Raw genomic sequence first — 22,961 nt, forward strand, 5'->3', positions numbered from 1 at the left:
CATTACCGGCCATCGGTAGGCTCTGTCCCAATTCAATTTCCAAATAAAAGAATGTGCCATACTTGATAAAGAAATATTTTGTTATTAAAGAACATATCTTAAGAAAAATTCATGGCAACTACGAAAGGATGGCTTCATTTAACACCGCAGGGGCTTTATTGTAGTCCTGGTAAATTTTATATTGACCCTGTGGAAAAAGTGGAGCGGGCAGTCATCACACACGCGCATAGCGACCATGCGTTATCAGGCCACCATCGTATTCTAGCCAGTCCAGAAACCGTGGCCATTATGCAATTACGCTATGGAAAAGAATCTACTTATCATTGGCAAAGTTTATACTGCTTTAACTCTCTTGTAACTAATCAAGTGAGATTGAGCTTCTTTCCTGCCGGGCATGTCTTGGGAAGTGTACAGGTTGTCCTTGAATACGCAAACAACCGTATTGTTATTTCTGGTGATTATAAGAGGCGCTATGATCCTACCTGTCTCCCTTTCGAGGCAGTTACTTGCGATGTGTTTGTTACCGAAGCCACATTCGGCTTGCCAATTTTTAAACACCCACCTATTGAAAATGAACTTAAAAAATTATTAGATTCTCTGACAACCTTCTCTAGCTGTCATCTTGTAGGCGTATATCCGTTAGGAAAATGTCAACGATTAATCAAATCATTACGGTTATTTGGTTATCATGAGCCTATATACCTTCATGGTGCGCTGGTTAAATTGTGTCAACTTTATGAGTCTTTTGGTATCCCACTGGGTGAACTCAGACTCGCGAACACACTGGATGCGAAAGCTTCAGCCGGAAAAATAATATTGTGCCCTCCTGCAGCTCTTAATGACAGATGGACACGGCGTTTTGGTAATTTAGTGAGAGCACTTGCCTCAGGATGGATGCAAATTCGTGCGCGAGCCAAGCAAAAATCAGTTGAATTGCCGCTTATTATTTCTGACCATGCGGATTGGCCTGAATTGTTAAAAACCATTCAGGAAGTTCAACCTCAAGAAATCTGGGTTACTCATGGGCAGGAAGAAGCATTAGCCTATCAAGCGATGAAAGAAGGTTATAAAGCACATCCGTTACATCTTGTGGGCTATGGGGATGAGGATTGAAAAATGAAAAAATTCGCTCAGTTATTGAATAGTCTTTATTTTTCATATAGCAATCTCACCAAATTACGCTTGTTACAACATTTTTTTGCAACAACCTCCGATCCCGAACGAGGATATGCCATTGCCATTCTGGCTGATACCCTGGAGTTTCCTACATTTAAACGTGCCCTGATACGGGAATTAATTGATCAACGAATAGACCCCTACTTATTCACCTTGGCTAACGATTATGTAGGTGATGTTTCCGAAACATTGGCGTTGGCATGGCCTGACACAGCAAAAACAACCTCATATCTACCAAGTCTTACCGAAGTTATTTACACTTTCAATACGATACCTGACAACCAGATGGCCGCCCATCTTGTTAAATTATTAAACAATTCTAATGTCATTGAGCGTTGGGCATTATTAAAATTAGGCACAGGAAGTTTACGGGTCGGCGTTTCTGCGCGCTTTGTCAAAAAGGCGTTGGCTCAATACGGAAAGGTGGATATTAAAGACATTGAGCATGTTTGGTATGGTTTGAATCCCCCTTATACAGAGTTATTTGCCTGGCTTGAAGGGAAACAAGGAACACCTGAAATAGCTGAAGCTGTTTTTTTTCATCCAGTCATGTTATCTCATCCTCTCAAAGCAAAAGACTTCCCTTTAATTACCGCTGAGGATTTTTTTGCTGAGCATAAATACGATGGTATTCGGGTGCAACTGGTCAGCAACGGCCAGAACAAAGCCCTCTATTCCCGCACGGGTGATAATATTAGCGCTTCATTTCCGGACGTGCTAAGTGAGATAAATACTGATGTGGTGCTGGATGGTGAATTAGTGATTCAAAGTCAAACGACTATCGGTAGTTTTAATGATTTGCAACAGCGGTTGAATCGTAAAAAAATTAGCGACAAAATTCTTAGAGAGCAGCCTGCAGCTATTATCCTATATGACATTTTGAAAGAAGGTTTTACTGATTTTCGAACCTTACCTTTAAAAGAACGACGCCGAAAACTTCAAGATTGGTATAAACGTCACCAACCCTCAAATATGTGGTTATCACAGCTGTTATCTTTCAACGACACAGAAGGTCTTTTAAAACTCAAAGAAACCGTTCTTGCAGAGCAACATATCGCGGTTGAAGGTTTGATGCTAAAACGTAAAACCAGCCCTTATATTGCTGGTAGGCCAGTAGGACATTGGTACAAATGGAAAAGAGATCCACATTTAATCGATGCGGTGCTAATGTACGCACAACGAGGTCATGGAAAACGCTCTTCATATTATTCAGATTATACATTCGGCCTATGGCAGGATAATACGTTACTACCTGTCGGTAAGGCTTATTTTGGCTTCACCGATGAAGAATTATATCAATTGGACAAGTGGATCCGTCATCATACCCAGCACCACTATGGGCCAGTGAGGGAGGTGGAAAAAGCGTTGGTTTTTGAAGTGGCATTTGATGCTGTTAATCTTTCTTCACGCCATAAATCAGGCGTGGCTTTGCGTTTTCCCCGAATTCATCGAATCCGCTGGGATAAGCCCGCTAGCGAAGCAGATCAGCTGGAAACCCTCTTAGCTCTCATTAAATAATCAAGGGCCTCATCTTATTTTTAAAAATTTTTGTTATCCCTTATGCTTATTTGGGTTTGTTATTCAGCCCAATACCAGCTGGTTTTTTTTCATCGATGTGATAAAGTTTGATGCTAAATTTCATTCTTTATTCCCTAGTTGAACAGAAGAGAGGTCTTGTGAGTCGTGAGTTTATTTATCGTCTTTTCTTTCAAAAGCCTATCTACATAAGACTGCTCTTATTAACGATTGCGTGTACCCTTTTAATTTTCGCCTATTATCTTTTTTATGGATTAAATAAACATATAGATAACGACCCCCTCAAAATTGTCGAAGTAGAAGAGATAACACTCAAAAACATTCAGCAAACAGCCCGGCTTATTGGGACTATTCATCCTAAACACGCCACCGTTTTAATCGCTAAGGGCAATGGGATGCTTGATTTATTGGTCGCTACTGGTCAATACGTTACCAAAGGCAGTCTAATTGCCAAAATTGACAATCCCGACCTGGAAAAAAACCATCAACTGTCTGAAACCGCGGAAAATATCGCAAAAACACAGTACGATCGCTTATCAAGTATACTCAAAACGGGTTATGTCAGCACAAAGGAAGTTGAAGAAAAAAAGCAAGCCTGGATAGAAGCATCGAAAAACCTTTCCAATACCAAAATAGAGCTCGATACGATGCGTTTTTACGCACCCTTCAACGGGATTATAGGCGCTTACAAGAAAAGAGAGGGAACCCAAGTGAATGTGGGCGACCCCATTGTTACTTTATACGACCCTGCAAGCTTAGCAGTTGATTTTGATATTCCTTGTACAACGATTAAAGCAATAAGAGAAGGCCAGGAAGTGCGTGTATTGGGTAAGCATTATCCACTTACCCATGTCCAAAAAATGATTGATGAAGAGACCCACATGTGCCCAGCGGATGTCGATATTCACTGCGAAGATTGTGTCATAGGAGCGAGTGTTGACGTAGAACTTGTAATACGGGAAAAGAAAAATGTGATGGTTATTCCCTCTCAAGCCACTTTTCTTCGCAATGGGAAACGTTTTGTCTATATTGTCAACAATCACAAGATTGAGTTAGCCTCCATTCATACAGGTCTTAGGGATAAAGCTTATATTGAAGTCACTTCTGGTTTAAAACCTGGGCAAATACTTGTCGTTAAAGGCCAAGAGCGTTTGTATCCTGGGATGACTGTAGGGATTTATAAACCGACACCTACCATAAGAAGATTATGAATCTGCCCCCTTATTTTATTAAACATCCTGTTATAGCTATTGTGCTTAACTGCATGCTCATCGTAATAGGCTTGCTTTGTCTGTCTTCTTTGCCTGTTCGAGAATACCCGAATATTAGTTTTCCGACCATTACAGTTTCAACCACTTATCCCAATGCCAGTTCGGAGCTTGTTGAATCAGACGTTACTACCATATTGGAAGAGCGGTTGGCCGGTGTAGAAGGATTGGAAACCATTACCTCTCAATCCAGCTCTGGCTCTTCCTACATTACGCTTTCTTTTCGTTCTGGCATTTCTATGGACAGAGCATTGAGTGCTACTCAGGACGCTGTTACATTGGCGAAACCTTTACTTCCTGTAGAAGTAAAAACCCCTGCAATCGAACGACAGAAAAAATCGAATGGCTTACCTTTTATCGGCTTATCACTTGAATCGTCTTCTATGGATTTTGGTGAATTGACACATTTTGCCAATCTTAATTTAAAAAATACATTTCGCAGCTTAAAAGGCGTCTCTTCTGTTGATGTTTGGGGACAACCTTATACTTATGCAATTCGTCTTGATCCTAAAAAATTATTCTCTTTTGGCATTAATGTAGACGAAGTATTTGATGCCATTGGCAAAAGTAGCGTATCTCTTCCAGCCGGTAACTTTCAAAACAAAATTCCAAGTACTGTCGACTTTGAATTAAAAACAGTCAGAGATTATGAGAATTTATTAATAAAAACCAATAACCATCACCCTGTATTTCTTAAATCGATTGCTAAAGTTAAGCTTACAACCGACAAAGACCGCATGCGCGTCAGAGTCAATGGGCATGCGGGACTGGCCTTGGCAATCAATCGCGCTGATGATGCCAATCCTCTTGAAGTTTCCAAATTGGTTCGCCAAGAACTGAATCATTTAAAGGAAAATTTACCGGACGATGTCAAAATTAACGCCATTATCGATCAATCTGATTTTATTAATGCCTCACTGAAAAATATTCAATCCTCAATTGTAGAAGCAATCATTTTAGTACTCGTTATTGTTTTTATCTTCTTGAGAAACGGCAGAGCAACGCTTATACCATTGGTAACTATCCCTATTTCCCTATTAGGTTCATTAATTTTTTTAAAATTATTTGGTTTTTCAATCAATCTCATGACGCTTTTGGCCATGGTTTTAGCTGTAGGCCTTGTTGTTGATGATGCAATCATTGTTTTGGAAAATATTTGGCGTCATATAGAAGAGGGTTTATCGCCATTGGATGCAGCCATGCAAGGCTCAAAAGAAATTGGCTTCGCCATTGTGGCCATGACTTTAACATTAGCCAGTGTTTATGCACCGGTTGCCTTTATTCCAGGGATGCTTGGACAAATTTTTATTGAATTTGCAGTCGCCTTGGCTGGAAGTGTATTTATTTCTGGCTTAGTCTCACTAACATTGTCTCCTTTAATGTGCGCCCGCTTTTTAAATAAAAATAGCAAACCTCTATGGCCTCGATTTGATTATTATCTAAAAGTATTGGAACAAAAATATGCCAGTATTCTAAGCCACACTATTGAACGAAAAAAACTCATCGTCGCTGGCCTGGTTTGTTTTCTTGGTTGTAGCTTATTTTTCTTCAGCTTATTGTCCAAAGAAACAGCACCCAAAGAAGATAGAGGTTTGATAGGGGTTTATACACCGATGCTTGCGGGAGAAAACCTGCAAATATTAGATAAAAAAATTTCACCGATAGAAAACAAGGTCAAAAGTTTTCCGGATATTAACAATCAATTGACTTTTATTGGCGATTGGGGAGCAAGTGTTGTTTTGCCGTTAAAACCACACTCTCAAAGAAAACGGTCATCAACAGCGCTAGTCAATGAATTACAACCGCAGCTTAATAATTTTCCCTCAATGGATGCGCATGTATGGAGTTGGGACACTGCTTTGCCAGGGATAGACGACGCTGGAAGCGGTTCTGAGCTTACGTTAGTTATTTCAACAGTGGATAATTTTCGACAGCTGCTCAATGAGGTTGAACAATTAAAACAAACGCTGGATCAAAGCAAGGAATTTGCCTCGATCCGTTATGATTTACGGTTGGATTCAATGGGATACAGTATTGAAATTGACAACAATGCATTGTCTCAACTGGGACTTTCAGCCAAACAGGTAGCAAAAACAATCGAAGTATTTTTTAGTGGTGACAAATCTCTTAATTTTCAAAAAGATGGTGTGAGCTATAATTTAACGTTGCAAGGGACGCCATCGCCATGGACGTTAAATGAATTATACCTTACTACTCCTTCAGGCAAACATGTTTCTTTAGGTGCTTTCACCACGATGAAACCTAAAGCCCAACCTCCCACTCTCGATCACCATAATCAAATGCGATCCACCACATTACATGTTGGTCTGTTACCGCAAGATTCTATTAAAAAAGGGATGGACAAAATTATGACAATGGCAAGAAATGAGTTGCCGGCGCATTATAAAATGACCTGGGAAGGCGCTGCCAAGGCTTATACCCAGTCATCCAATACGATGGTTGTGCTATTTGTTTTATCGCTTTTTTTTATTTTTGCCATTTTGTCAGTTCAATTTGAAAACTTTATTGATCCATTAATTATTATGTTTACCGTTCCTCTGGCAAGTAGTGGTGCGTTATTATTTGCCTATTTATTTAAACAGTCCTTTAATATTTATACCCAGATAGGGCTAATTACTTTAATTGGTTTAATCAGTAAACATGGAATTTTAATTGTTGAATTCGCAAATCAATTGAGAAAAACAGGATTATCTGTATTAGAAGCAGCACAAAAAGCTGCTGTCTTACGTTTACGCCCTATTTTAATGACTACGGGAGCCATGCTTTTTGGTGTTTTCCCACTTATTTTAACGCATGATGCCGGGGCAGAGTCTCGTCACGCGATTGGATTTGTTTTACTCGGAGGTTTAAGTTTGGGCACACTGCTGACGCTTTTTGTATTGCCCACAGTTTATTCGATGGTGAAACAAATGACGTTATCTCGTGAAGAAAAATAATAGGCCTACCTTTAAGCTATAGTTAAACGAGAAGGTGCTTAAGAATAAAGGAATTGCTATGAATGAACTGGATATTCTGATGCTTTTTTACAATGAAATGAAAGCACAAGGTAAAAGTCGTGATGAAGTATTCTTAAGTATGAATGAATCTGCAGTCAAAACCCTTAGTGAGAAATATGGCGATAGTGTGACTTTGGAGGAAGTCCATCGATTAACCGACGTTTGCATTGCTAATGAATGGCTTGAACGAACCACTATTGATCCTGGCTATAATTTTTTATCACTGACTGCTGCAGGATTACAAATGGCTTTGGTGCATGAATATAGCTAAAAGCTTTCGCGAAGCAATTGATAATAATAGACACCATTTAAAATAACTACAGCAAAAACAATAACTTTTTTATTTATTTAACTGCCATTACAGATTTGATGTTATTCCTTGGGTTTGCATTAAACTCAATTTCGTGTAAAATTTGTCCAATGAAAAGAAAGTTACTATATTCATCCTTCGCTGCAGCTGTCATTATTGCCAGTTTTTCAGCGTGGTGGTTTTGGCCACAGCCCAAACCATTACCCTTAACGCTAAGGCAAGGTTCCTTTGAGCAACTTCCAGGCTGGGACAAAGCGAATGTTAAGCGGTCACTACAGGCTTTTCAAACCTCCTGTAAATCTTTTTTAAAACAGGAGCCTGAAAAGCCTGTGGGCAGTCATCATTTAGATCTAAAAGCAAAAGATTGGCAGCCAGCCTGTCAAGCTGCTCTTGCTATTCAGCCAATAACCAACAAAAAAGCCAAAGAATTTTTTCAGCAATGGTTTAGTCCTGTTGAATTTTTCAATAATCGGTCCGTACAAGGTTTGTTTACTGGTTATTACATGCCTTTACTTTATGGAAGCCGTACTAAGACGGAAAAATATAACGTGCCGATTTATGGTGTTCCATCCGATTTGGTTACCATCGATCTGGGGCAATTTGATCCAGCTTTTAAGCATAGAAAACTAGTTGGACGTGCCGCAGGTCACAAAATTGTTCCGTACTACACGCGTGCAGAGATTAACAAAGGGATGATTAAGAAAAAAGCACCTGTTTTGGTGTGGATTGATAATCCTATTGACCGCGTTTTCTTAGAGATTCAGGGCTCAGGAATTGTGCAACTTCCTGACGGTGAACAAATGTATCTTGGTTATGCTGCACAAAACGGCGCCCCCTATACCGCTATTGCCAAAGTGTTAATTGATAAGGGCGTAATGACCAAACATAACGCATCCATGCAAGCGATTAAGCGATATTTAATGGCTCATCCCAAGGAAATGAATAAGGTTCTCAATCAAAATAAATCGTTTGTTTTTTTCGAGCGCCTTTCTCGCAATGCAGCTTATGGTACACAAGGGGTAGCACTAACGCCTGGTTATTCACTAGCGATTGATTTAAAGTGGATTCCCATGGGAACTCCCCTGTGGCTAACAACCACAAGGCCTGAGCGACGAAGTGATAACCAAAAGCCCTTTCAACGCTTAATGATTGCCCAAGATACCGGTGGGGCTATTCGTGGGCTAGTGCGCGGTGATGTGTTTTGGGGGGCGGGAAAAAGGGCAACCTATATAGCAGGACATATGAAAAATGATGGTCATTATTGGCTTTTATTACCTCAACATGCTGTAGAGCGTTTGCAAAAGGAATTTTCAAATTTGCACATAATGGCAGCGGATAAAAAAAGAACCACTCTCTCTAGGTAAATTTACCCATATTACAATCCGCAGAAGTGAATTATAATCAATCAATTTTAATTATAATTCACCAAAAGATTGTACCATGCCCTACGAAACTACTAAACAAACCTTAGAAACTACCGCAGAAGTTACCGCACAAAACGCCGATCCTTATTTAATGGATAAAAAAGACTTTACAGCTGCCGGGGAAGTGCTCGGCAAAGGTAGTTTTGCCAAAGTGATTAAGGTTGTTTTTCGTGGCTCTGAAGCCGCTCTTAAAATTGCAAAGAAAAAAAACGTGGCCACAGCGAAGCATGAGAAAAAAATTATGCAGGATTTAACGGATTTCCACAGTGCCTGTATTGTACAATTCTTAGGTTATATGTCGTGTGAAGGCAGATATGTAATTGCCATGGAGTATATGCCCAATGGTTCCATAGAACATAGGATCGCTGCAAGCCAAGAACCTTTACCGTGGTCATTGAGATTCCAATGGATAACAAAAATTACTAAAGCACTAGTATTTTTACATGAGAATGATGTAGTACACCGGGACATTAAAAGTGCCAATATTCTTCTAGACAAGGATTTAAACCCTAAAATAAGCGATTTTGGTTGTGCAGTAAAAATGAGTAGTGGCCGCTTACTCGAGGGCTTATTTGGTACCCCCCTTTGGATGGCTCCAGAGATTTTTGCACAACAACCCTATGGCAAAGAAGTCGATGTGTATAGTATGAGCATTACTATTTGGGAAATAGTAAGCTGGAAAAGGGCTCACACTAACAAAGATTTCCTGTCTTTAGCCCAAGCGGTTATTCAAGGTGAGAGACCTAAAATCCCTGCTAACACACCACCTAAAATAGCAAAGTACATAACTTTGGGGTGGGCGAAAAGACCTGATGATAGACCTTCTGCAAGTGAACTATCCTTAAGACTTGAACAAAACGCCGATGAAATCTTAGGTGCTTCTGCACTAAAATTTTAGAGCCTCCTGAAGACTCGTTCGCGGTATCCAGGATTCGAAGCTAAAAACTGCACCTCTTGGATACTGCGGACAAGCCGCAGTACGTAGGATAGAGAGAATTTTATGACGATTGAGTAGTTCTCTATTAGGCCTTCTGATAAAAAAACCCCTTAAGAATGCTCTCATCGAAAAAAATTTCATAACCTTCTTCTCCAGCAGGAGTATTAATGGCCTTTGTTGGCGTTAACGCCTCTTCCAGGCTAATAATTTTATAACCATTTTGTCGGTAAAGATCGATGATATCACCTAAACAATGACTGTTTAATAAATTAGCATGGATTAATAATATTTGTTTTACGGGTTTTCCTGGATTTAATTTTTCAGCTTTCTTCTCTGCTTTTAAGGTTTGATTCCAGATAAAAGCCAGGTATCTCTTTTTAAGTTGCGGTAAGTTTTTTTCACGCTGGCGGTAAGGGATAGCAAACAGTTGTTGATTAAATACAAAATCCTTACTATCCACAGTGACCGGCGCGACAATGTAGTGATGTGCAGCTAAATAGTCATAAACTGCTTGTTTCTTTTGACCTGAGCTTTCTGCTAAATAGGGGTAACGGAAATATTTATGTTCAGGAAATAAGGGGGTTAAAATTTTATCAGCCCTGTCCACATCATTAATATAGTTTTCTGCAGTGACGCTGTTTAGACTTTTATGAGAATAAGTATGGTTTCCTAATGTAAAACCTGCCTGGCGAAATTGTTCCAGCAGCTCCCATTGCCCTTTCTCGATAGAGCCTGCTATTATGAAACCAGTCGCCGGAACTTTCTTATCGATAAGCGTCTGCAAAATTTTTAAGATGCGCTCTCTCTCACGCTCTAACTTGGCTGGATTATTATTACTAGAGCCAACAAAGGGTAGATCATCAATCGTAATTGCAATTTCTCGCTCTTGAGCGAAAGCCAAACTATTGATTAAACATCCTAATGCCAAATAAAGCATGGATTTTTTAAACATTTTGACTATCCTCATTCGATAATCGACAGTAGCTTTTCTGTTGCAAATTTTATACCAGGTTGACTGAATAGGCCCTCATACTCTATCAAACTCTATCCACTGCAATTTCCATAACTCCAACAGAAAACATTTATCAACGTCTTTTTGCAAAAATGGTTGCAACTGCACTATCGGGATGCGGCGAAAATTGGCTAGCAATTTAATTAAAGCAGTAGCAACTCCTTCAGTATTCCATTCATAACCATTTATAAATAAGGTAATAGAATTTGATTCCTCACATTGATAGGCAAATCTGCATAAAGGATTTCGAATCACGCCGGCACTTGTTTTTAATTCTTGTAGAAACGCATGAATACTTACCTCTTCGGAAAGAGGACTTGGTAATAATTCTTCGGCGTGCTGGTCTAATTTGGTTGCGAAACACCCAAACCATAGTTTAAATTGTGACTCATTGTCTAACAACTGCTGCATTAATTTTTTCGCATTTTTCCAGGCAGACGGCGGTAATTCAGAGCTAGCATTGATAGCAGTCCAGTCGGGATCGTTGTACAACCGTTCACCCTGTTTTTTTTCAGCAAGATATTCACCGAAACTATCCCACATTTCCTGACTTTGATAACTACGGTATCCAAATGAATAGGTGATACACTCATCCGACATCGCTATACCATAATGTCCGACGTGTGAAGGCAGGTACAGCATATCCCCCTCTTCCAGAATATATTCTTTTTCCGTTTGAAAATCCTCCATGATTCTTAATTCAATATCGGGTAAGCGGTTATTTGCATGACAATTTTTTGTGGTGAGCGACCATTTTCGGGCTCCTCGTGCCTGATATAAAAAAACATCATAATTATCATAATGAGGCCCGACACTACCCTGGTCTACGGCATAACTAATCATGACATCATCGATGCGCCATTGAGGGATAAAATCAAAATAATCAAGCATTAATGCCACTTCAGGGACAAAGCGATCAACGGCCTGCACCAGCAAAGTCCAATGAGTTTGAGGCAATTTCTTGAAGTCTTTCGCAGAAAAAGGGCCACGTTTAAGGTGCCAATAAGGTGCTTTCTCAGGCGTTTCAATAACAAGTCGACTTTCTACCTCATCCTCCAAAGCTAAACCCGCTAACTCATTCGGAGTTAAAGGATTTATAAATAAGGGCAAAGCGTTACGGATAACCAATGGCTTCTTTTGCCAATAGCTGGTAAGAAATGTTTTAGCATTTAAGCTGTTAAAATTAACCATAGTACTACTCTTTGTTTAATGGATTTTTTTAAACTATTATTTTTCAATAACAATATTTAAAACACATGAAGCGTAAATTAAGGGATTAGAATGAATACAAAAGCGGGATTCCTGTTAATCTTCCTCTCTTTGTTCGTTGTCGTAAGTTTTGCAGAAACCAATTCATTATGTCAACGCAATGAACAAGTTCTATTTAGTTGTCCAACAAAAAATGCGAAAATTATTTCTCTTTGTGCCTCTGAAAATTTATCCTCTACAAATGGATACCTTCAGTATCGATTTGGAAAAAAAAATAATATCGAACTTTACTACCCAGAAGATAAAGTTCTCCCTAAGAAAGCGTTTACTGGACGCTCTCAAATGTTTAGCGGTGGTGGGGGCATTTATTTACGATTTACTAAAAACAACTATGACTACATTACCTATAGTGGTATAGGAAAAGGTTGGGAACTCAATGGGCTTATTTTATTGAAAAATTTAACATTTTTATCCTATTTCCCCTGCACTGAACAGCCAATTTCTCAAATGAGCCCGCAATTATTAACCTCTCTTGATATACCACGCGATCCTGACAATAAAGAATTTTTTCCTGGCGATATACCGCAAAATAAAACAGAAGTCTTAAGTCATGTGGATTCATCCTCGAATGAATTAAAAATTATTCAAACTTGCTATGAGAATGCAGTGACAACAGTGGCTATGAAAGCATGTGCCAATAATGAATATACCTTTTATGAAAATTTACTCAACAGACGATACAATACACTGCTCCATCTTGTGCCTCAAACCAACCAGAATTTATTAATTGCCACCCAAAAGGCCTGGTTAGAGTACCGCAAAAAAGAATGTGATTTTGAAGGGCTACAAAACGAAGGAGGTACTTTAGAGTCCCTTTCTGTTATTGAATGCTATACTAAGCACAATAAAGAACGCATCAATGAACTTGATGATTTTATTAAAATTTACCAAAATTAATCTTGTGGCTCTTTATTTAAATAAAAAATAATAAAATAGTAGAGACAAATGAATGACCAAATCATATGGATTTTAGGAAGTACCAAAAACTTGGATCTTCCTTACCCGATTAGATGGATCTCTTCTGAAAAAGAGCTTCCTAAAGAAGATTGCTTTGCTATTGCTTTAGATTTAAATAATTTGCAAAATTATTTTGAAAAAGTAACGGCACTAAGACAACGTAAGACTTATCGCTTCACACCTATTTTTTATCTCGGTAAGTCCGACAGGTTTCATGCTGATATTTTTGATGGGGAATTGGACAAAGAGTCTCAAACAGTTGCGCTAGCCATTCACGAACGTATACAGCTAATCCCCTTTACGGGTGTGCTGGAAGACCGCGAATTATTTTTATTAAGCTATTTATTTACCCGCTCAACGCTCATGGTTCATGGCCATTTAACCCCTTCTTTTACCAATGGTATTAGTTTCCCCTTACTTAAAGTACTGTTCGGAGAAAACAATGGAGTGGATGAATGGAATTTTCTACAAAATATGGTATCAAGAGATTTGCTATTTCAGGAAAAACTGGTCGATGAAATTCAAACCTGCCCCTCTTGTCATTCAGGCCTGTTAAATTATAAAAATGCCTGCCCGAATTGCCATAGTATTGATATTCAAGTGCAACAATTTATTCATTGCTTTAGTTGCGGAAATATTGAGCCTTCAACCCGCTTTTTAAGACAGGAGCGTTTAATTTGCCCCCGATGTAATGCGAAGTTAAGGCACATTGGTATGGACTACGATAAACCTCTTGAAGATAAGTCATGTAACCAATGTGGTTTTTATTTTCTTGACGCAGAAGTTATCATCATCTGTATGAATTGTTCAAAAAACACTCCCCCTGAAAACCTTGTTGCTCGCCGGTTATACATTTACAAACTCACAAAACATGGTGAATTTTTAGCACGCGGCATTGAAAAAAAAATACAAACCCACTTTAATAATTTTTTTGCATTTATTGAATTTGAAGCATTTTTTTCCATCATCAAATGGCAAATTAAACTGGCTACACGCTACAAAGATCTTCACTTTAGTGTACTTGCCTTAAAAATTACAAATGAAGAAGAGCTCCTTAATGAGCTTGGTGTATTTCATACTGAAAAACTGCTCGCTGAGTTTTATGAACGTTTGCGTCATGTTTTTAGAGACAGTGACTTAGCCTCACACGGCGAAAATTTTGTTCTCTTTTTTCTACCGATGACCGATGAACAAGGTTGTCAGGTTTTATTAAACAGGATTCAAGAGTTTAGCAAGCAGCAAAAATTAAGCATGAGCGAGAAAAAACTGATTGTTCATATGGGATTTATTACTTCAGAAGAAGTCACCAAATCGCAACAAGATGCTGAATATTTAATTGCGAATTTACATTCAAGGATTGATAGCGCATGAGTGACTTTTCCTATCAAATTTATGTTTATCTAATTACTGTATTTAATACGGGAAATCTCTGGTTTTTTTTGGCTTTCTTTTTTCCTTTTGTCATTTTATTGGAACTCCCTTTCTATACCATTACTCTGGTTTATGTCATTAAAGGGTGGTTACGGATTCATTTTGAAAAGGAAATATCTTCAGCCTCTTATCCGCTGGTTAGCGTAGTAATAACCGCTTACAGTGAAAGCAAAGAGGAGCTTGAGATTTCGTTGCGTTCGGTCACAGAGCAATTATACCCAGGCAAAATCGAACTCCTGTTTGTTATTGATGATGCAATTAGGAACTATAAAACCGTCTTAAGTATGAAACAACTGGCTCACAAATACAGAGAAACTAAAAATTGTTTAATCCGTATTATTGAAAAAAAGACACGTGGTGGACATGCAAGTTCAATGAATCTTGGCCTTAAAATGGCTCGTGGCGATATTTTGGTGATGATAGACGCCGATACCTCTATTGATAATATAAGTCTTCAAAAAATTGTTAAACATTTTATTGACCCCAATGTTGTTGCTGTTTCTGGGGCTATTCGCGTTAGAAACTGGCGTGAAAATTTTCTAACCAAATTACAAGCACTGGAGTATATGCTTGGTATCCAGCTTGGGCGCTTCGGTTTAACAGAAATTAACATTACCAATAATATTTCCGGCGCCTTTGGAGTCTTTCGAACCAGTTTTTTACGGCAAATGGGGGGCTGGATGAGTGGTACCGCAGAAGACTTAGACCTCACGTTGCGAATTCATGCCTATTGCCGACGCTACCCCCAGTTTAAAATTGTCAATGAACCTGAAGCCATCGCCTGGACAGTCGCACCCTCTACATTCAAACGCCTTTTAAAACAACGAATGCGGTGGGATGGCGATTTATATTACATTTATATTCGTCGACATTGGCGTATGTTTAGCAGCAAAATCATGGGGGGTAAAAAAGTTATTTTATTCAGCTGGTATGCACTTTACTATCAATTAATGCTGCCTTTCCTGATTTTGCTATACTACCTCTACCTTTTCATTCGCTTTGATTTGCCGACAATGATAGCTATCGGTATTCTGGTTTACAGCTATTATTTTGTAGCGACTCTTTTTCTATATATTATTTTTTTACTATTGGTATCAGAAAGACCCCTTTTAGACTTAAAATTAATAGGCTGGGTCATAATTACACCTATTTATCAACAATTTATTCGTGCAATGACTGCAGTATTCATAATGAATGAAATACTATTTAAAGGACATCAGGAAACCACAATGGCACCTTGGTGGGTAATCAGGAAGAGTAAATAATGGCCATTAAATTTAAAAAGATTACAGGCGAACATCTAGCCACGGACTACGGCAGTGGCAAACGGACTCCACCTAAACTACGATGGTTTTTATTGGTTCTATTAATCAGCCTGCCATTACTTTTTCTCATTGTAAAACTGACTACAGAATATTTATTCGTGAGTTTTTCTGGCTTGGTTGTTTTCGATACATTCACCATTCGAGCCCCCGGTTCGGGGTATATTAAATCACTCACTGTACGAACAGGACAACAAGTTCATCCAGGTGATGTTCTGCTTCGTTTTCAGTCGCCTACGCTTGAGGTTAAACTAAACTATTTACAACAAGAAAAACGTCTTTTAAAGAATTTGATTGAACAGTTTAGCCTTGAAAATTATAAACCTTTTGAAACCATGCTAAATATTGCAACCCAGGATATTCAAACCAGCAAAGAAGTGTATGATCGTTTTAAAAATTACATGAAAGATGGAGACATGTCAGAACTGCAGCTTGAAGAAGCAAGAAAAAATTACGTGACTGCCCAACGGGTATATTCGAATTTACAGAAAGAAATCATCGAAATTAAACTACGTAATAAAACGACGCTTGAAGTAAATTATCAGCGTAAATTACGAGACATAGATAATAAAATTAGCCAATTAGAAGAAAAACAAAAATACTTTTTGATTCGCTCTAACAAGGCTGGAACAATCATGCAAATTAGCACATTTAATAATGAGTTTGTTGCCAGCGGACAGCAGCTCCTATCAATAGTGACCAAAGAAAATTTACGAATTATAGCGTTTATCGAGCCTAAATACCTGGATAAAATTTATTTGGGCCGGGAAGTTTCCATTACTTTTCCTGATGGTGAGTCTATTCCAGGCAAAATAATCAATACCCCCAGTTATGCCGAGAAGCTTCCCCTTTCTGAAGTTAATCCTTTGGCTACAAGGCAAAATAAGCTAATAGCCATTATTTCACCTCTTACAGTAGTTCCCAAAAAATATCAGGTTTTTGGTATTCCTGTTAAAGTCAGTTTAGAGTAGTCCTATGAAAACTATCCTTAATATTTGCCTTGTGCCAGATCCTGCTGATGAAATAGCAACATCATTTGCTAATGAAGCGATTACATACTCTAAGCAATTAAATGGAATATGCAAATCCTATTATGAATTGGACCCGTTATTAAATAGCAGCATTTATTCAAAACCGCATTGCACCTTAACGCATGTTGTCCTTACGGAGATCAATGAAAACCAACAATATCTGCAATCGCTCCGAAACAGTTTAATAAGCATTATTGGTCAACCCTTCCCCTTAACAATTACTGGTGTAAGCGCTTCTTTGCACGCAATGTTCAGTAAAAAAGACATTATTGAGGATAGGATTAACAGCATACAAGCCTTAGCTTATTGGCTTGTTGTAAAAAAATCCTTGGATTTGGTTAATTTGCAAAAACGTGTCATAGCAAGTGTAGAAGCCCAGGGAAATTGCATTACAGCCTGCCAAGAGTATTATGAACCTCATTTCACCTTGTGGGCTAATACAATTGCTAACACTCGGCCAACAGCTCTTTCTTCTCAAGCATTGGAAAAATCCTTAGGCTATAACAAATCATCTTTCGTGTTGCCTTGTAAAATAGCGGTGGGAAATTGTGGCCCTCATGGCCAAGTTCGAGACTGGGTGACTGATATTTCACGTCTTCGCTGTTTTTCAGAATGAGGTGTATAGGCTATAGCTTGTTAGTTTACGGAAGTAAAAACGGCGGCAGGGCCGCCCGTTCGATTAATCGACTAATCCAATCGCTTTAGGATCACAGCGATAGGCATTTCCAAGATAGGTGACATTGGTCTGTTGAGAACTACCGCTCATAAACCCACCCTGATTATCAAAAGAACCACTCATAGAGCCTGTTACGCCTGCACGGTTAGTGACGACTTGAACATAGTTTGCCCCTTTTCTGCTGGCTCTGTTCTTTAAATCATTCATAGCCCCCTCTTCCAAATTTCGATTGGAAGTAAACCCACCAGTGAAGAAATTACCCTGATTACCAACAACTTGACCTATGTATTTGCAACCTTTTGGGGCTGGATTTGGACTGGCAACAATTCGCTCTGCTTGAGGATCTGCAGGGATAGAAGCACAACCACCAAGAACCAAGGCAATTGCGGACACAGAAAGTATTTTTTTCATTATTACACCTTTCTTTACTGAGTTATTAAAAAATCGGAAGCACTATACCACGCAAAATCCTACTGATCAATTTTTGTTAATTAAGTGCATTTAAATGATTGTTTGGAAATTACTTGAGCTTTACGGGGGTTTGAATAACACCATCCATTACAATGCAGTTTCGTCCAGATTCTTTGGCTTTGTATAACTCTTTATCTGCTTGCTCAATTAACATCTCAGAAGTTATCGGAGGATCGGAGGGTCGCCAATAAGCAACACCTCCACTGCAAGTAACCACTTTATTTACTGTACCGTGGTTAGACATAGCCTCTAAATTCTTGCGTAAGCGATTAGGAAGCCGACTGGCTTCTTTGATAGGAAGATGCGTGGAAATCGTAATAAATTCTTCACCGCCATAACGAAAAATAGAATCATTTGTTCCTAATACGGCCGTTGCAAGCTTGGCAAAAGAAATCAAAACTTCATCACCTGCGGCATGGCCATACTCATCATTCACTTTCTTGAAATAATCTATGTCGTAAATACAACATACCACGTTATATTTTTCCCGATGGGCTGTTATGAGTTCTTTTTCCAGTTCTCGCCATAAACATCGACGGTTAGGAATTCCTGTTAATGCATCAATTAAACTGCTTTTTTCAAATTTATTGGCCATCGACATGAGTGTATTTTCCAAATGTGTTTTCGCAGACACATCCTGAATAACTACCAAGGCCATATTTTTCTTATCATAACTGACAGGTAATATTTCTACATTTTGCTGCATCATCGCCAAATCTTGATAAGCCCGTTTTTCAAGAGGAATTGGAATAACGAATTTATTAAGAATATTGGACAACACCTGAGGATAACCGTAATTCAATACTTGCTCGAGCGCCCACCCTAAACGAGGGCTTACCATCTCAGGATAAAGTGACTCAAGCTGCTGTCCCACCGCTTCTTTTGCTTCAATATTCGTATTTTTAACCATCCATTTATTCCATGCATAAATTGCATGTTCTTTATCTACCAGAAAGAGACCAACAGGGATGGTTTCAAAAACCTGTTCATACATATGGTCCAAGCCTTTCCGCTTAACCATTGATCAACTCCTTGATATCCTCTAATAAAATATTGATTGACTCCTCGGTAAGAATAATAAATAAACTACCTGACAAATTGTTATCAGACGTATCCAATGTCGTTGAAATTGCAATAATATTCCTTGTTAAGCCAGCAATAGGCAAGCAAAGATCTCGTAACAAGGAAACAAGATTATTTTCATCGTAAACTGGCAAACTTAATAACACATTCTTGGATAGCATATTGGCAATGACACTCATACAAGAACTGATAATAATATTGCCAATCTCCAACATTGCCTCTTGCTCGCAAGCACGTACTTCTTCTTGTGTTAACTGTGGCGTTTCACCAATCACAGATTTGGTTAATAAGGTGGTTTGCTCACGTTGAAAAACCAGTGCAGAACACCCTTGAAGATCCTGAGATATATTTTGATGAACAAAGGCTAGAATTTGCTTATCAGCAAACTGACTGTTATTTGCCAATTCATTCACATTAATTAATGTAATTTTCGGAATGGAAATTTTAATAAAGGAATTTAACAGCATGGATAATTGTTTAGCAGCCTTACTCATGCCAATATTACCCAACTCTATAAGTGCATCCTCTTGTTCTGGTGTTAAAGTAATCATTGCAATTTCTCTAAAAGTATTTTGACACTTTCGGCAGAAACTGGTTTTTCCAGCACGTCAAAAAAGCCCAAAGCCTTGACTTCATTGATAACAGCTTGTTGAGTATTAGCGCTTAATAAGACGTAATAAGCATCCACCCCTTCATTCTGCATTAATTTGGCTAATTCGCCACCAGACTTTTCTGGCATGTTATAATCCATAACGACTAAAAAAGGATGATGTAATTTGGCAGTTTCTAACGCATCCTTCCATTGGCTTGCTTCGATAATCTCATATTCCCTATTATTGAAGAGACAGGCTTTAAACAGCGCTCTGGCTGTGGCACTGTCATCAACAATCAAGATTTTTTGCGTCATAGCTATATTCTCCCTTGCTTATAATTGTAGCTAAAAATTGAGGAATTTTTTCCAGATCCAGTATTTGCTCTGTGGCATTTAAAGACACTGCAGCTGCAGGCATGCCATAGACGACCGACGTCGCCTCTGATTGCGTAAAGGTCAAGCAATTGGCTTGTTTCATTAATAACAACCCCTCAGCACCATCTCGCCCCATACCTGTAAGCAAGCCTCCAATGGCGGTTCCAGGATAATTTTTAGCCAGAGAAGAAAATAAAACGGTAATAGACGGTTTAAAATAATCAATTGGTGCAGAACCTTCTAACGTTGCAACAGGCGTTCTATCTCCTTTTGTAATGACTAAATGCGCACCATCCCCTGCAAAGTAAACGTGGCCTGGAAGTAAGGTTTGATTATCCTGAGCAATCTCCATAACCAGTTTTGATTTTTGTTGTAGCCAGCTGACAAGGCCGGATAAAAAACCATCAGCAATGTGTTGTACTACCACCACAGGAAGAGGAAAATTTTCAGGTAACGCAGAAAGAATACTGCCTAAAGCTGTGGGGCCACCCGTTGAGGTTCCCAGCGCTAGAATATTATAAATTGCAGCCGTTTTAGTGACCTGAATAACGGTCGGTTTTAACTCTTGTCGTAATTTTCGAGGTACCACATGGACGTTTGCCAGGGTCTTGATTGAATTAATCAATTGACGCCTGATTTTGCTAAATCCCTCTCCCTGGATGCGCTTGGGTTTTTCTATAATTGACAAGGCACCGGCTTGCAATGCATTAAAAACAATTTTTGATTCATTGTCACTGACATAGGAGCTGAGAATTATAATGGGTGTCGGACAGTGTTGCATTATCTTGCGAGTCGCCTCCACCCCATCCATATTTGGCATAAAAATATCCATTGTTACCAAATCTGGTCGAAGCTGTTTAGTTAAACGAACAGCCTCGACGCCATCTCCAGCGCAACCAACCACTTCAATATTGGGTTCCTCTTCTAGAACAGTACGAAGCAATTGTGTGGTAACTTTAGAATCATCAACAATGAGTACCTTGATAGTTTTTTTCATAGCAACGACTCCAAAATTTCAAGGAGTGAATGCGTGTCAAACTCACTTTTCACTAAAAACACATTCGCACCTGCCTCAAATCCACGGTCTTTATCTTCTTGTGAATCCAGTAATGAGACAATAATGACGGGTATATGAGAAAATCTTGCGTCTTTTTTAATCATATCTGTTAACTCATAACCATTCATCTCAGGCATTAAAATATCAGTAACTATGCAATCAAATGGCATGGTTTGAATAAGATGCCATGCCTCTTTTCCATTGATTGCAGTCACGGTTTCATAGCCTGCAGCCTCCAGGGCACTTGTGCACAAACTTCTAGTTGTCAATGAATCATCAACAATTAAAATCCGTTTTTTATGGAGTGGTTGATGCTCTATCGTTTTCTCATCAGTGGTAATTTGCTGAAATGAAAACGTTTTATGAGTTAACGCTCTTTTCATTAGGAGCACCGGATCAAGAACCAGCACTAACTCACTCTCACCAGTAAGTGTGACACCTATAAATTGTTTTAATTTTGAGAAAGGAAAAGGTAGAGGTTTCACAACACAATCGTGTTCACTAATAATGGCATCCACTAAAAAAATAAGTGGCTTTGCTTGATAATTAATTAAAAGTCCATAGTAAGTAAGATGTTTGGTCAAGGGCGACTCATCAATTTTGAGAAGTTGATTGAGAATTTTAATGGGAATTGGCTTATTTTTAACAATCAAAATGTACTGGTTATCAACGACTTTTAGATCACTTAGTTTAATCTCATATAATGCCGTTAAGGACAGTGTTGGAAGCATAAAAACTTGCTCTTTAAGCTTAAAAAAAACACCACGAGTTGTCGCTAATGTTAGCGGTAAGGTAAGTGTAAAAGAGCTACCTTTCCCTTCTTTAGTGGCTATAGAAATAGTCCCTTTAATTTTTTCAATATCACTTTTTACTGCATCCAGCCCCACTCCACGTCCAGCTATTTCGGTGATATCTTCTTGTGTTGTGAAACCTGAAGCAAAGATAACCTCTAATATCTGTTCATCATTTAAGGCGTTGAGCTCATCTTGTTTATAAAATTCCATCGCCAAAGCACGCTTTCTCAATTTTTCAATCTGGATACCTTGTCCATCATCGTTAACACTCAGTTTAATTTTACCGGCACTTTGGGTTACTTCGATAATCAATTTGGCCGGAATTGGCTTTTTTAATTTTTTTCGTATTTCATTTGACTCAATGCCATGAGCAATGGCATTTCTTACTAAATGCTGCAGCGGATCTTTGATGGCATCAAGAATTGCTTTATCGAGCTCAATATCTCCACCCTGGACTTGCAGCTCAACTGTTTTATTTAAATTACTTGCCACATCACGAACAGTTCTTGCTAACGGAATTAAAATGGTTGAAACAGGTAACATCCGCATTACCTTTAATTCGTCTTGTAGTGCCTGTACGGAGCGTGAAAACTCCCCCAAGAATTGCCCGCTGGCTGCAGAGATTGCTGTTAAATTTTTAATCAGTGCTAAATTTTCCTGAGGCAATTGGCTCAACTCTTTAAGTTGATATTCAATAACCTTAAACCAATTCTCCAGCTTCAATCGATACGTAATAAATTCATTAGCTTTAGCGCTGGCACGTTCAACGCGTTTGAGCGGGAGTTTTATAAACTCACTATCCTCCATCTCTTCTTGGTTTTTAAGAATCGATTTACCCCCACTAAGCGGCGCTAAATAATTCTCAACATCAATCACTTCTCCCTGACAATGCGCTTTTAAAACGACAAGCAAATTATCTATCACCTCAAGACAGGCATTAATTTGCTTTTTATTCGGAATATACTTCTTTTGGCGCCAATTACTAAATAAATCTTCAAGTCGATGCGCCATCAGAGCAATAGGTTCTACTGAAGCGGAAGCAGCAGCCCCTTTCATATTATGAGAATAACGAAATAATGTTTTTAAAATTTCCTCTAACTCTTCAGTGGAAGAAATTTTCTCAAGAGAAAGTAAGGAATTAATCATCGATTGATGCAATTCTTGCAATTCAGCCTTAAATGTTTCAAGGAGCATTTTGGCAAGTTTTGCGTCAATGGCCATGA

At 38.7% G+C, this 22,961-nt stretch carries 20 protein-coding genes; 12 read left to right on the forward strand and 8 right to left on the reverse strand.

The features are described from left to right. Positions 1 to 111: 111 nt before the first annotated feature. From Ljam_RS03780 to Ljam_RS03810, 7 genes are all read left to right on the forward strand, one after another. Entirely contained in the window at positions 112 to 1,113 is a 1,002-nt protein-coding gene (locus Ljam_RS03780; RefSeq protein ID WP_058448795.1) for a ligase-associated DNA damage response exonuclease, read from the forward strand. A gap of 3 nt (positions 1,114 to 1,116) precedes the next feature. Next, a complete protein-coding gene (locus tag Ljam_RS03785; RefSeq protein WP_058448796.1) occupies positions 1,117 to 2,694 on the forward strand; it encodes a cisplatin damage response ATP-dependent DNA ligase in 1,578 nt (525 codons plus the stop codon). Positions 2,695 to 2,852: 158 nt separating this feature from the next. After that, positions 2,853 to 3,923, forward strand: coding sequence for an efflux RND transporter periplasmic adaptor subunit (locus Ljam_RS03790; protein WP_274519485.1), 1,071 nt, complete (start codon positions 2,853 to 2,855; stop codon positions 3,921 to 3,923). After that, positions 3,920 to 6,937, forward strand: a complete 3,018-nt coding sequence (locus Ljam_RS03795) for an efflux RND transporter permease subunit (protein ID WP_058448797.1) — start codon at positions 3,920 to 3,922, stop codon at positions 6,935 to 6,937. Before Ljam_RS03790 ends, Ljam_RS03795 begins: the two co-directional genes overlap by 4 nt. A 58-nt stretch (positions 6,938 to 6,995) precedes the next feature. After that, positions 6,996 to 7,268 carry a hypothetical protein gene (locus Ljam_RS03800; protein ID WP_058448798.1) on the forward strand — a complete coding sequence of 91 codons (273 nt, stop codon included), beginning with the start codon at positions 6,996 to 6,998 and terminating at the stop codon, positions 7,266 to 7,268. 149 nt (positions 7,269 to 7,417) lie between these two features. After that, positions 7,418 to 8,671 carry a murein transglycosylase A gene (mltA, locus tag Ljam_RS03805; protein WP_058448799.1) on the forward strand — a complete coding sequence of 418 codons (1,254 nt, stop codon included), beginning with the start codon at positions 7,418 to 7,420 and terminating at the stop codon, positions 8,669 to 8,671. Between the two features lie 76 nt (positions 8,672 to 8,747). Further along, the gene (locus Ljam_RS03810; RefSeq protein ID WP_058448800.1) at positions 8,748 to 9,629 is read left to right on the forward strand and encodes a protein kinase domain-containing protein; all 882 of its coding nucleotides are present in this window, start codon (positions 8,748 to 8,750) and stop codon (positions 9,627 to 9,629) included. A gap of 124 nt (positions 9,630 to 9,753) precedes the next feature. On the opposite strand, the gene Ljam_RS03815 is transcribed toward Ljam_RS03810, so the two are convergent. After that, the gene (locus Ljam_RS03815) at positions 9,754 to 10,620 is read right to left on the reverse strand and encodes a polysaccharide deacetylase family protein (protein ID WP_058448801.1); all 867 of its coding nucleotides are present in this window, start codon (positions 10,618 to 10,620) and stop codon (positions 9,754 to 9,756) included. A 75-nt stretch (positions 10,621 to 10,695) separates the two neighbouring features. Continuing rightward, complete coding sequence (locus Ljam_RS03820) at positions 10,696 to 11,871, reverse strand: cupin domain-containing protein (RefSeq protein ID WP_058448802.1); 1,176 nt, start codon at positions 11,869 to 11,871, stop codon at positions 10,696 to 10,698. Positions 11,872 to 11,961: 90 nt separating this feature from the next. Here Ljam_RS03820 and Ljam_RS03825 point away from each other — a divergent pair, with 90 nt between their 5' ends. From Ljam_RS03825 to Ljam_RS03845, 5 genes are read left to right on the forward strand one after another with little or no spacing between them, the layout of a single operon-like run. Further along, entirely contained in the window at positions 11,962 to 12,846 is an 885-nt protein-coding gene (locus Ljam_RS03825; RefSeq protein ID WP_058448803.1) for a lysozyme inhibitor LprI family protein, read from the forward strand. A 48-nt stretch (positions 12,847 to 12,894) separates the two neighbouring features. Next, positions 12,895 to 14,277, forward strand: coding sequence for a TackOD1 domain-containing metal-binding protein (locus Ljam_RS03830; protein ID WP_058448804.1), 1,383 nt, complete (start codon positions 12,895 to 12,897; stop codon positions 14,275 to 14,277). Continuing rightward, a complete protein-coding gene (locus tag Ljam_RS03835) occupies positions 14,274 to 15,602 on the forward strand; it encodes a glycosyltransferase family 2 protein (protein WP_058448805.1) in 1,329 nt (442 codons plus the stop codon). Before Ljam_RS03830 ends, Ljam_RS03835 begins: the two co-directional genes overlap by 4 nt. Then, positions 15,602 to 16,630, forward strand: a complete 1,029-nt coding sequence (locus tag Ljam_RS03840) for an HlyD family secretion protein (protein ID WP_058448806.1) — start codon at positions 15,602 to 15,604, stop codon at positions 16,628 to 16,630. The genes Ljam_RS03835 and Ljam_RS03840 overlap by 1 nt, the downstream gene beginning before the upstream one ends. Before the next feature lie 4 nt (positions 16,631 to 16,634). After that, on the forward strand, positions 16,635 to 17,306 hold the full coding sequence (locus Ljam_RS03845; RefSeq protein ID WP_058448807.1) for a hypothetical protein: 672 nt from the start codon (positions 16,635 to 16,637) through the stop codon (positions 17,304 to 17,306). 63 nt (positions 17,307 to 17,369) lie between these two features. On the opposite strand, the gene Ljam_RS03850 is transcribed toward Ljam_RS03845, so the two are convergent. The 6 genes from Ljam_RS03850 to Ljam_RS03875 form a co-directional block, all read right to left on the reverse strand. Next, a complete protein-coding gene (locus tag Ljam_RS03850; protein WP_058448808.1) occupies positions 17,370 to 17,777 on the reverse strand; it encodes a DUF4156 domain-containing protein in 408 nt (135 codons plus the stop codon). A gap of 109 nt (positions 17,778 to 17,886) precedes the next feature. Continuing rightward, complete coding sequence (locus tag Ljam_RS03855; protein ID WP_058448809.1) at positions 17,887 to 18,858, reverse strand: sensor domain-containing diguanylate cyclase; 972 nt, start codon at positions 18,856 to 18,858, stop codon at positions 17,887 to 17,889. Next, positions 18,851 to 19,471 carry a chemotaxis protein CheC gene (locus Ljam_RS03860; protein WP_058448810.1) on the reverse strand — a complete coding sequence of 207 codons (621 nt, stop codon included), beginning with the start codon at positions 19,469 to 19,471 and terminating at the stop codon, positions 18,851 to 18,853. Before Ljam_RS03860 ends, Ljam_RS03855 begins: the two co-directional genes overlap by 8 nt. After that, on the reverse strand, positions 19,468 to 19,827 hold the full coding sequence (locus Ljam_RS03865; RefSeq protein WP_058448811.1) for a response regulator: 360 nt from the start codon (positions 19,825 to 19,827) through the stop codon (positions 19,468 to 19,470). The genes Ljam_RS03860 and Ljam_RS03865 overlap by 4 nt, the downstream gene beginning before the upstream one ends. After that, on the reverse strand, positions 19,802 to 20,884 hold the full coding sequence (gene cheB, locus Ljam_RS03870; RefSeq protein WP_058448812.1) for a chemotaxis-specific protein-glutamate methyltransferase CheB: 1,083 nt from the start codon (positions 20,882 to 20,884) through the stop codon (positions 19,802 to 19,804). Before cheB ends, Ljam_RS03865 begins: the two co-directional genes overlap by 26 nt. Next, positions 20,881 to 22,959, reverse strand: coding sequence for a response regulator (locus Ljam_RS03875; protein WP_058448813.1), 2,079 nt, complete (start codon positions 22,957 to 22,959; stop codon positions 20,881 to 20,883). The genes cheB and Ljam_RS03875 overlap by 4 nt, the downstream gene beginning before the upstream one ends. Between the last annotated feature and the right edge of the window lie 2 nt (positions 22,960 to 22,961).

Origin of the sequence: Legionella jamestowniensis (assembly GCF_001467745.1) — a bacterium.
GTDB classification, from domain to species: Bacteria; Pseudomonadota; Gammaproteobacteria; order Legionellales; family Legionellaceae; genus Tatlockia; species Tatlockia jamestowniensis.

Coding starts and splice junctions, on each gene's coding strand:
- Ljam_RS03780 (WP_058448795.1), top strand. CDS start 112: ATGGCAACTACGAAAGGATGGCTTCATTTAACACCGCAGGGGCTTTAT.
- Ljam_RS03820 (WP_058448802.1), bottom strand. CDS start 11,871: ATGGTTAATTTTAACAGCTTAAATGCTAAAACATTTCTTACCAGCTAT.
- Ljam_RS03785 (WP_058448796.1), top strand. CDS start 1,117: ATGAAAAAATTCGCTCAGTTATTGAATAGTCTTTATTTTTCATATAGC.
- Ljam_RS03875 (WP_058448813.1), bottom strand. CDS start 22,959: ATGGCCATTGACGCAAAACTTGCCAAAATGCTCCTTGAAACATTTAAG.
- Ljam_RS03855 (WP_058448809.1), bottom strand. CDS start 18,858: ATGGTTAAGCGGAAAGGCTTGGACCATATGTATGAACAGGTTTTTGAA.
- Ljam_RS03800 (WP_058448798.1), top strand. CDS start 6,996: ATGAATGAACTGGATATTCTGATGCTTTTTTACAATGAAATGAAAGCA.
- Ljam_RS03845 (WP_058448807.1), top strand. CDS start 16,635: ATGAAAACTATCCTTAATATTTGCCTTGTGCCAGATCCTGCTGATGAA.
- Ljam_RS03865 (WP_058448811.1), bottom strand. CDS start 19,827: ATGACGCAAAAAATCTTGATTGTTGATGACAGTGCCACAGCCAGAGCG.
- Ljam_RS03860 (WP_058448810.1), bottom strand. CDS start 19,471: ATGATTACTTTAACACCAGAACAAGAGGATGCACTTATAGAGTTGGGT.
- Ljam_RS03830 (WP_058448804.1), top strand. CDS start 12,895: ATGAATGACCAAATCATATGGATTTTAGGAAGTACCAAAAACTTGGAT.
- Ljam_RS03810 (WP_058448800.1), top strand. CDS start 8,748: ATGCCCTACGAAACTACTAAACAAACCTTAGAAACTACCGCAGAAGTT.
- Ljam_RS03835 (WP_058448805.1), top strand. CDS start 14,274: ATGAGTGACTTTTCCTATCAAATTTATGTTTATCTAATTACTGTATTT.
- Ljam_RS03850 (WP_058448808.1), bottom strand. CDS start 17,777: ATGAAAAAAATACTTTCTGTGTCCGCAATTGCCTTGGTTCTTGGTGGT.
- mltA (WP_058448799.1), top strand. CDS start 7,418: ATGAAAAGAAAGTTACTATATTCATCCTTCGCTGCAGCTGTCATTATT.
- cheB (WP_058448812.1), bottom strand. CDS start 20,884: ATGAAAAAAACTATCAAGGTACTCATTGTTGATGATTCTAAAGTTACC.
- Ljam_RS03795 (WP_058448797.1), top strand. CDS start 3,920: ATGAATCTGCCCCCTTATTTTATTAAACATCCTGTTATAGCTATTGTG.
- Ljam_RS03815 (WP_058448801.1), bottom strand. CDS start 10,620: ATGTTTAAAAAATCCATGCTTTATTTGGCATTAGGATGTTTAATCAAT.
- Ljam_RS03825 (WP_058448803.1), top strand. CDS start 11,962: ATGAATACAAAAGCGGGATTCCTGTTAATCTTCCTCTCTTTGTTCGTT.
- Ljam_RS03840 (WP_058448806.1), top strand. CDS start 15,602: ATGGCCATTAAATTTAAAAAGATTACAGGCGAACATCTAGCCACGGAC.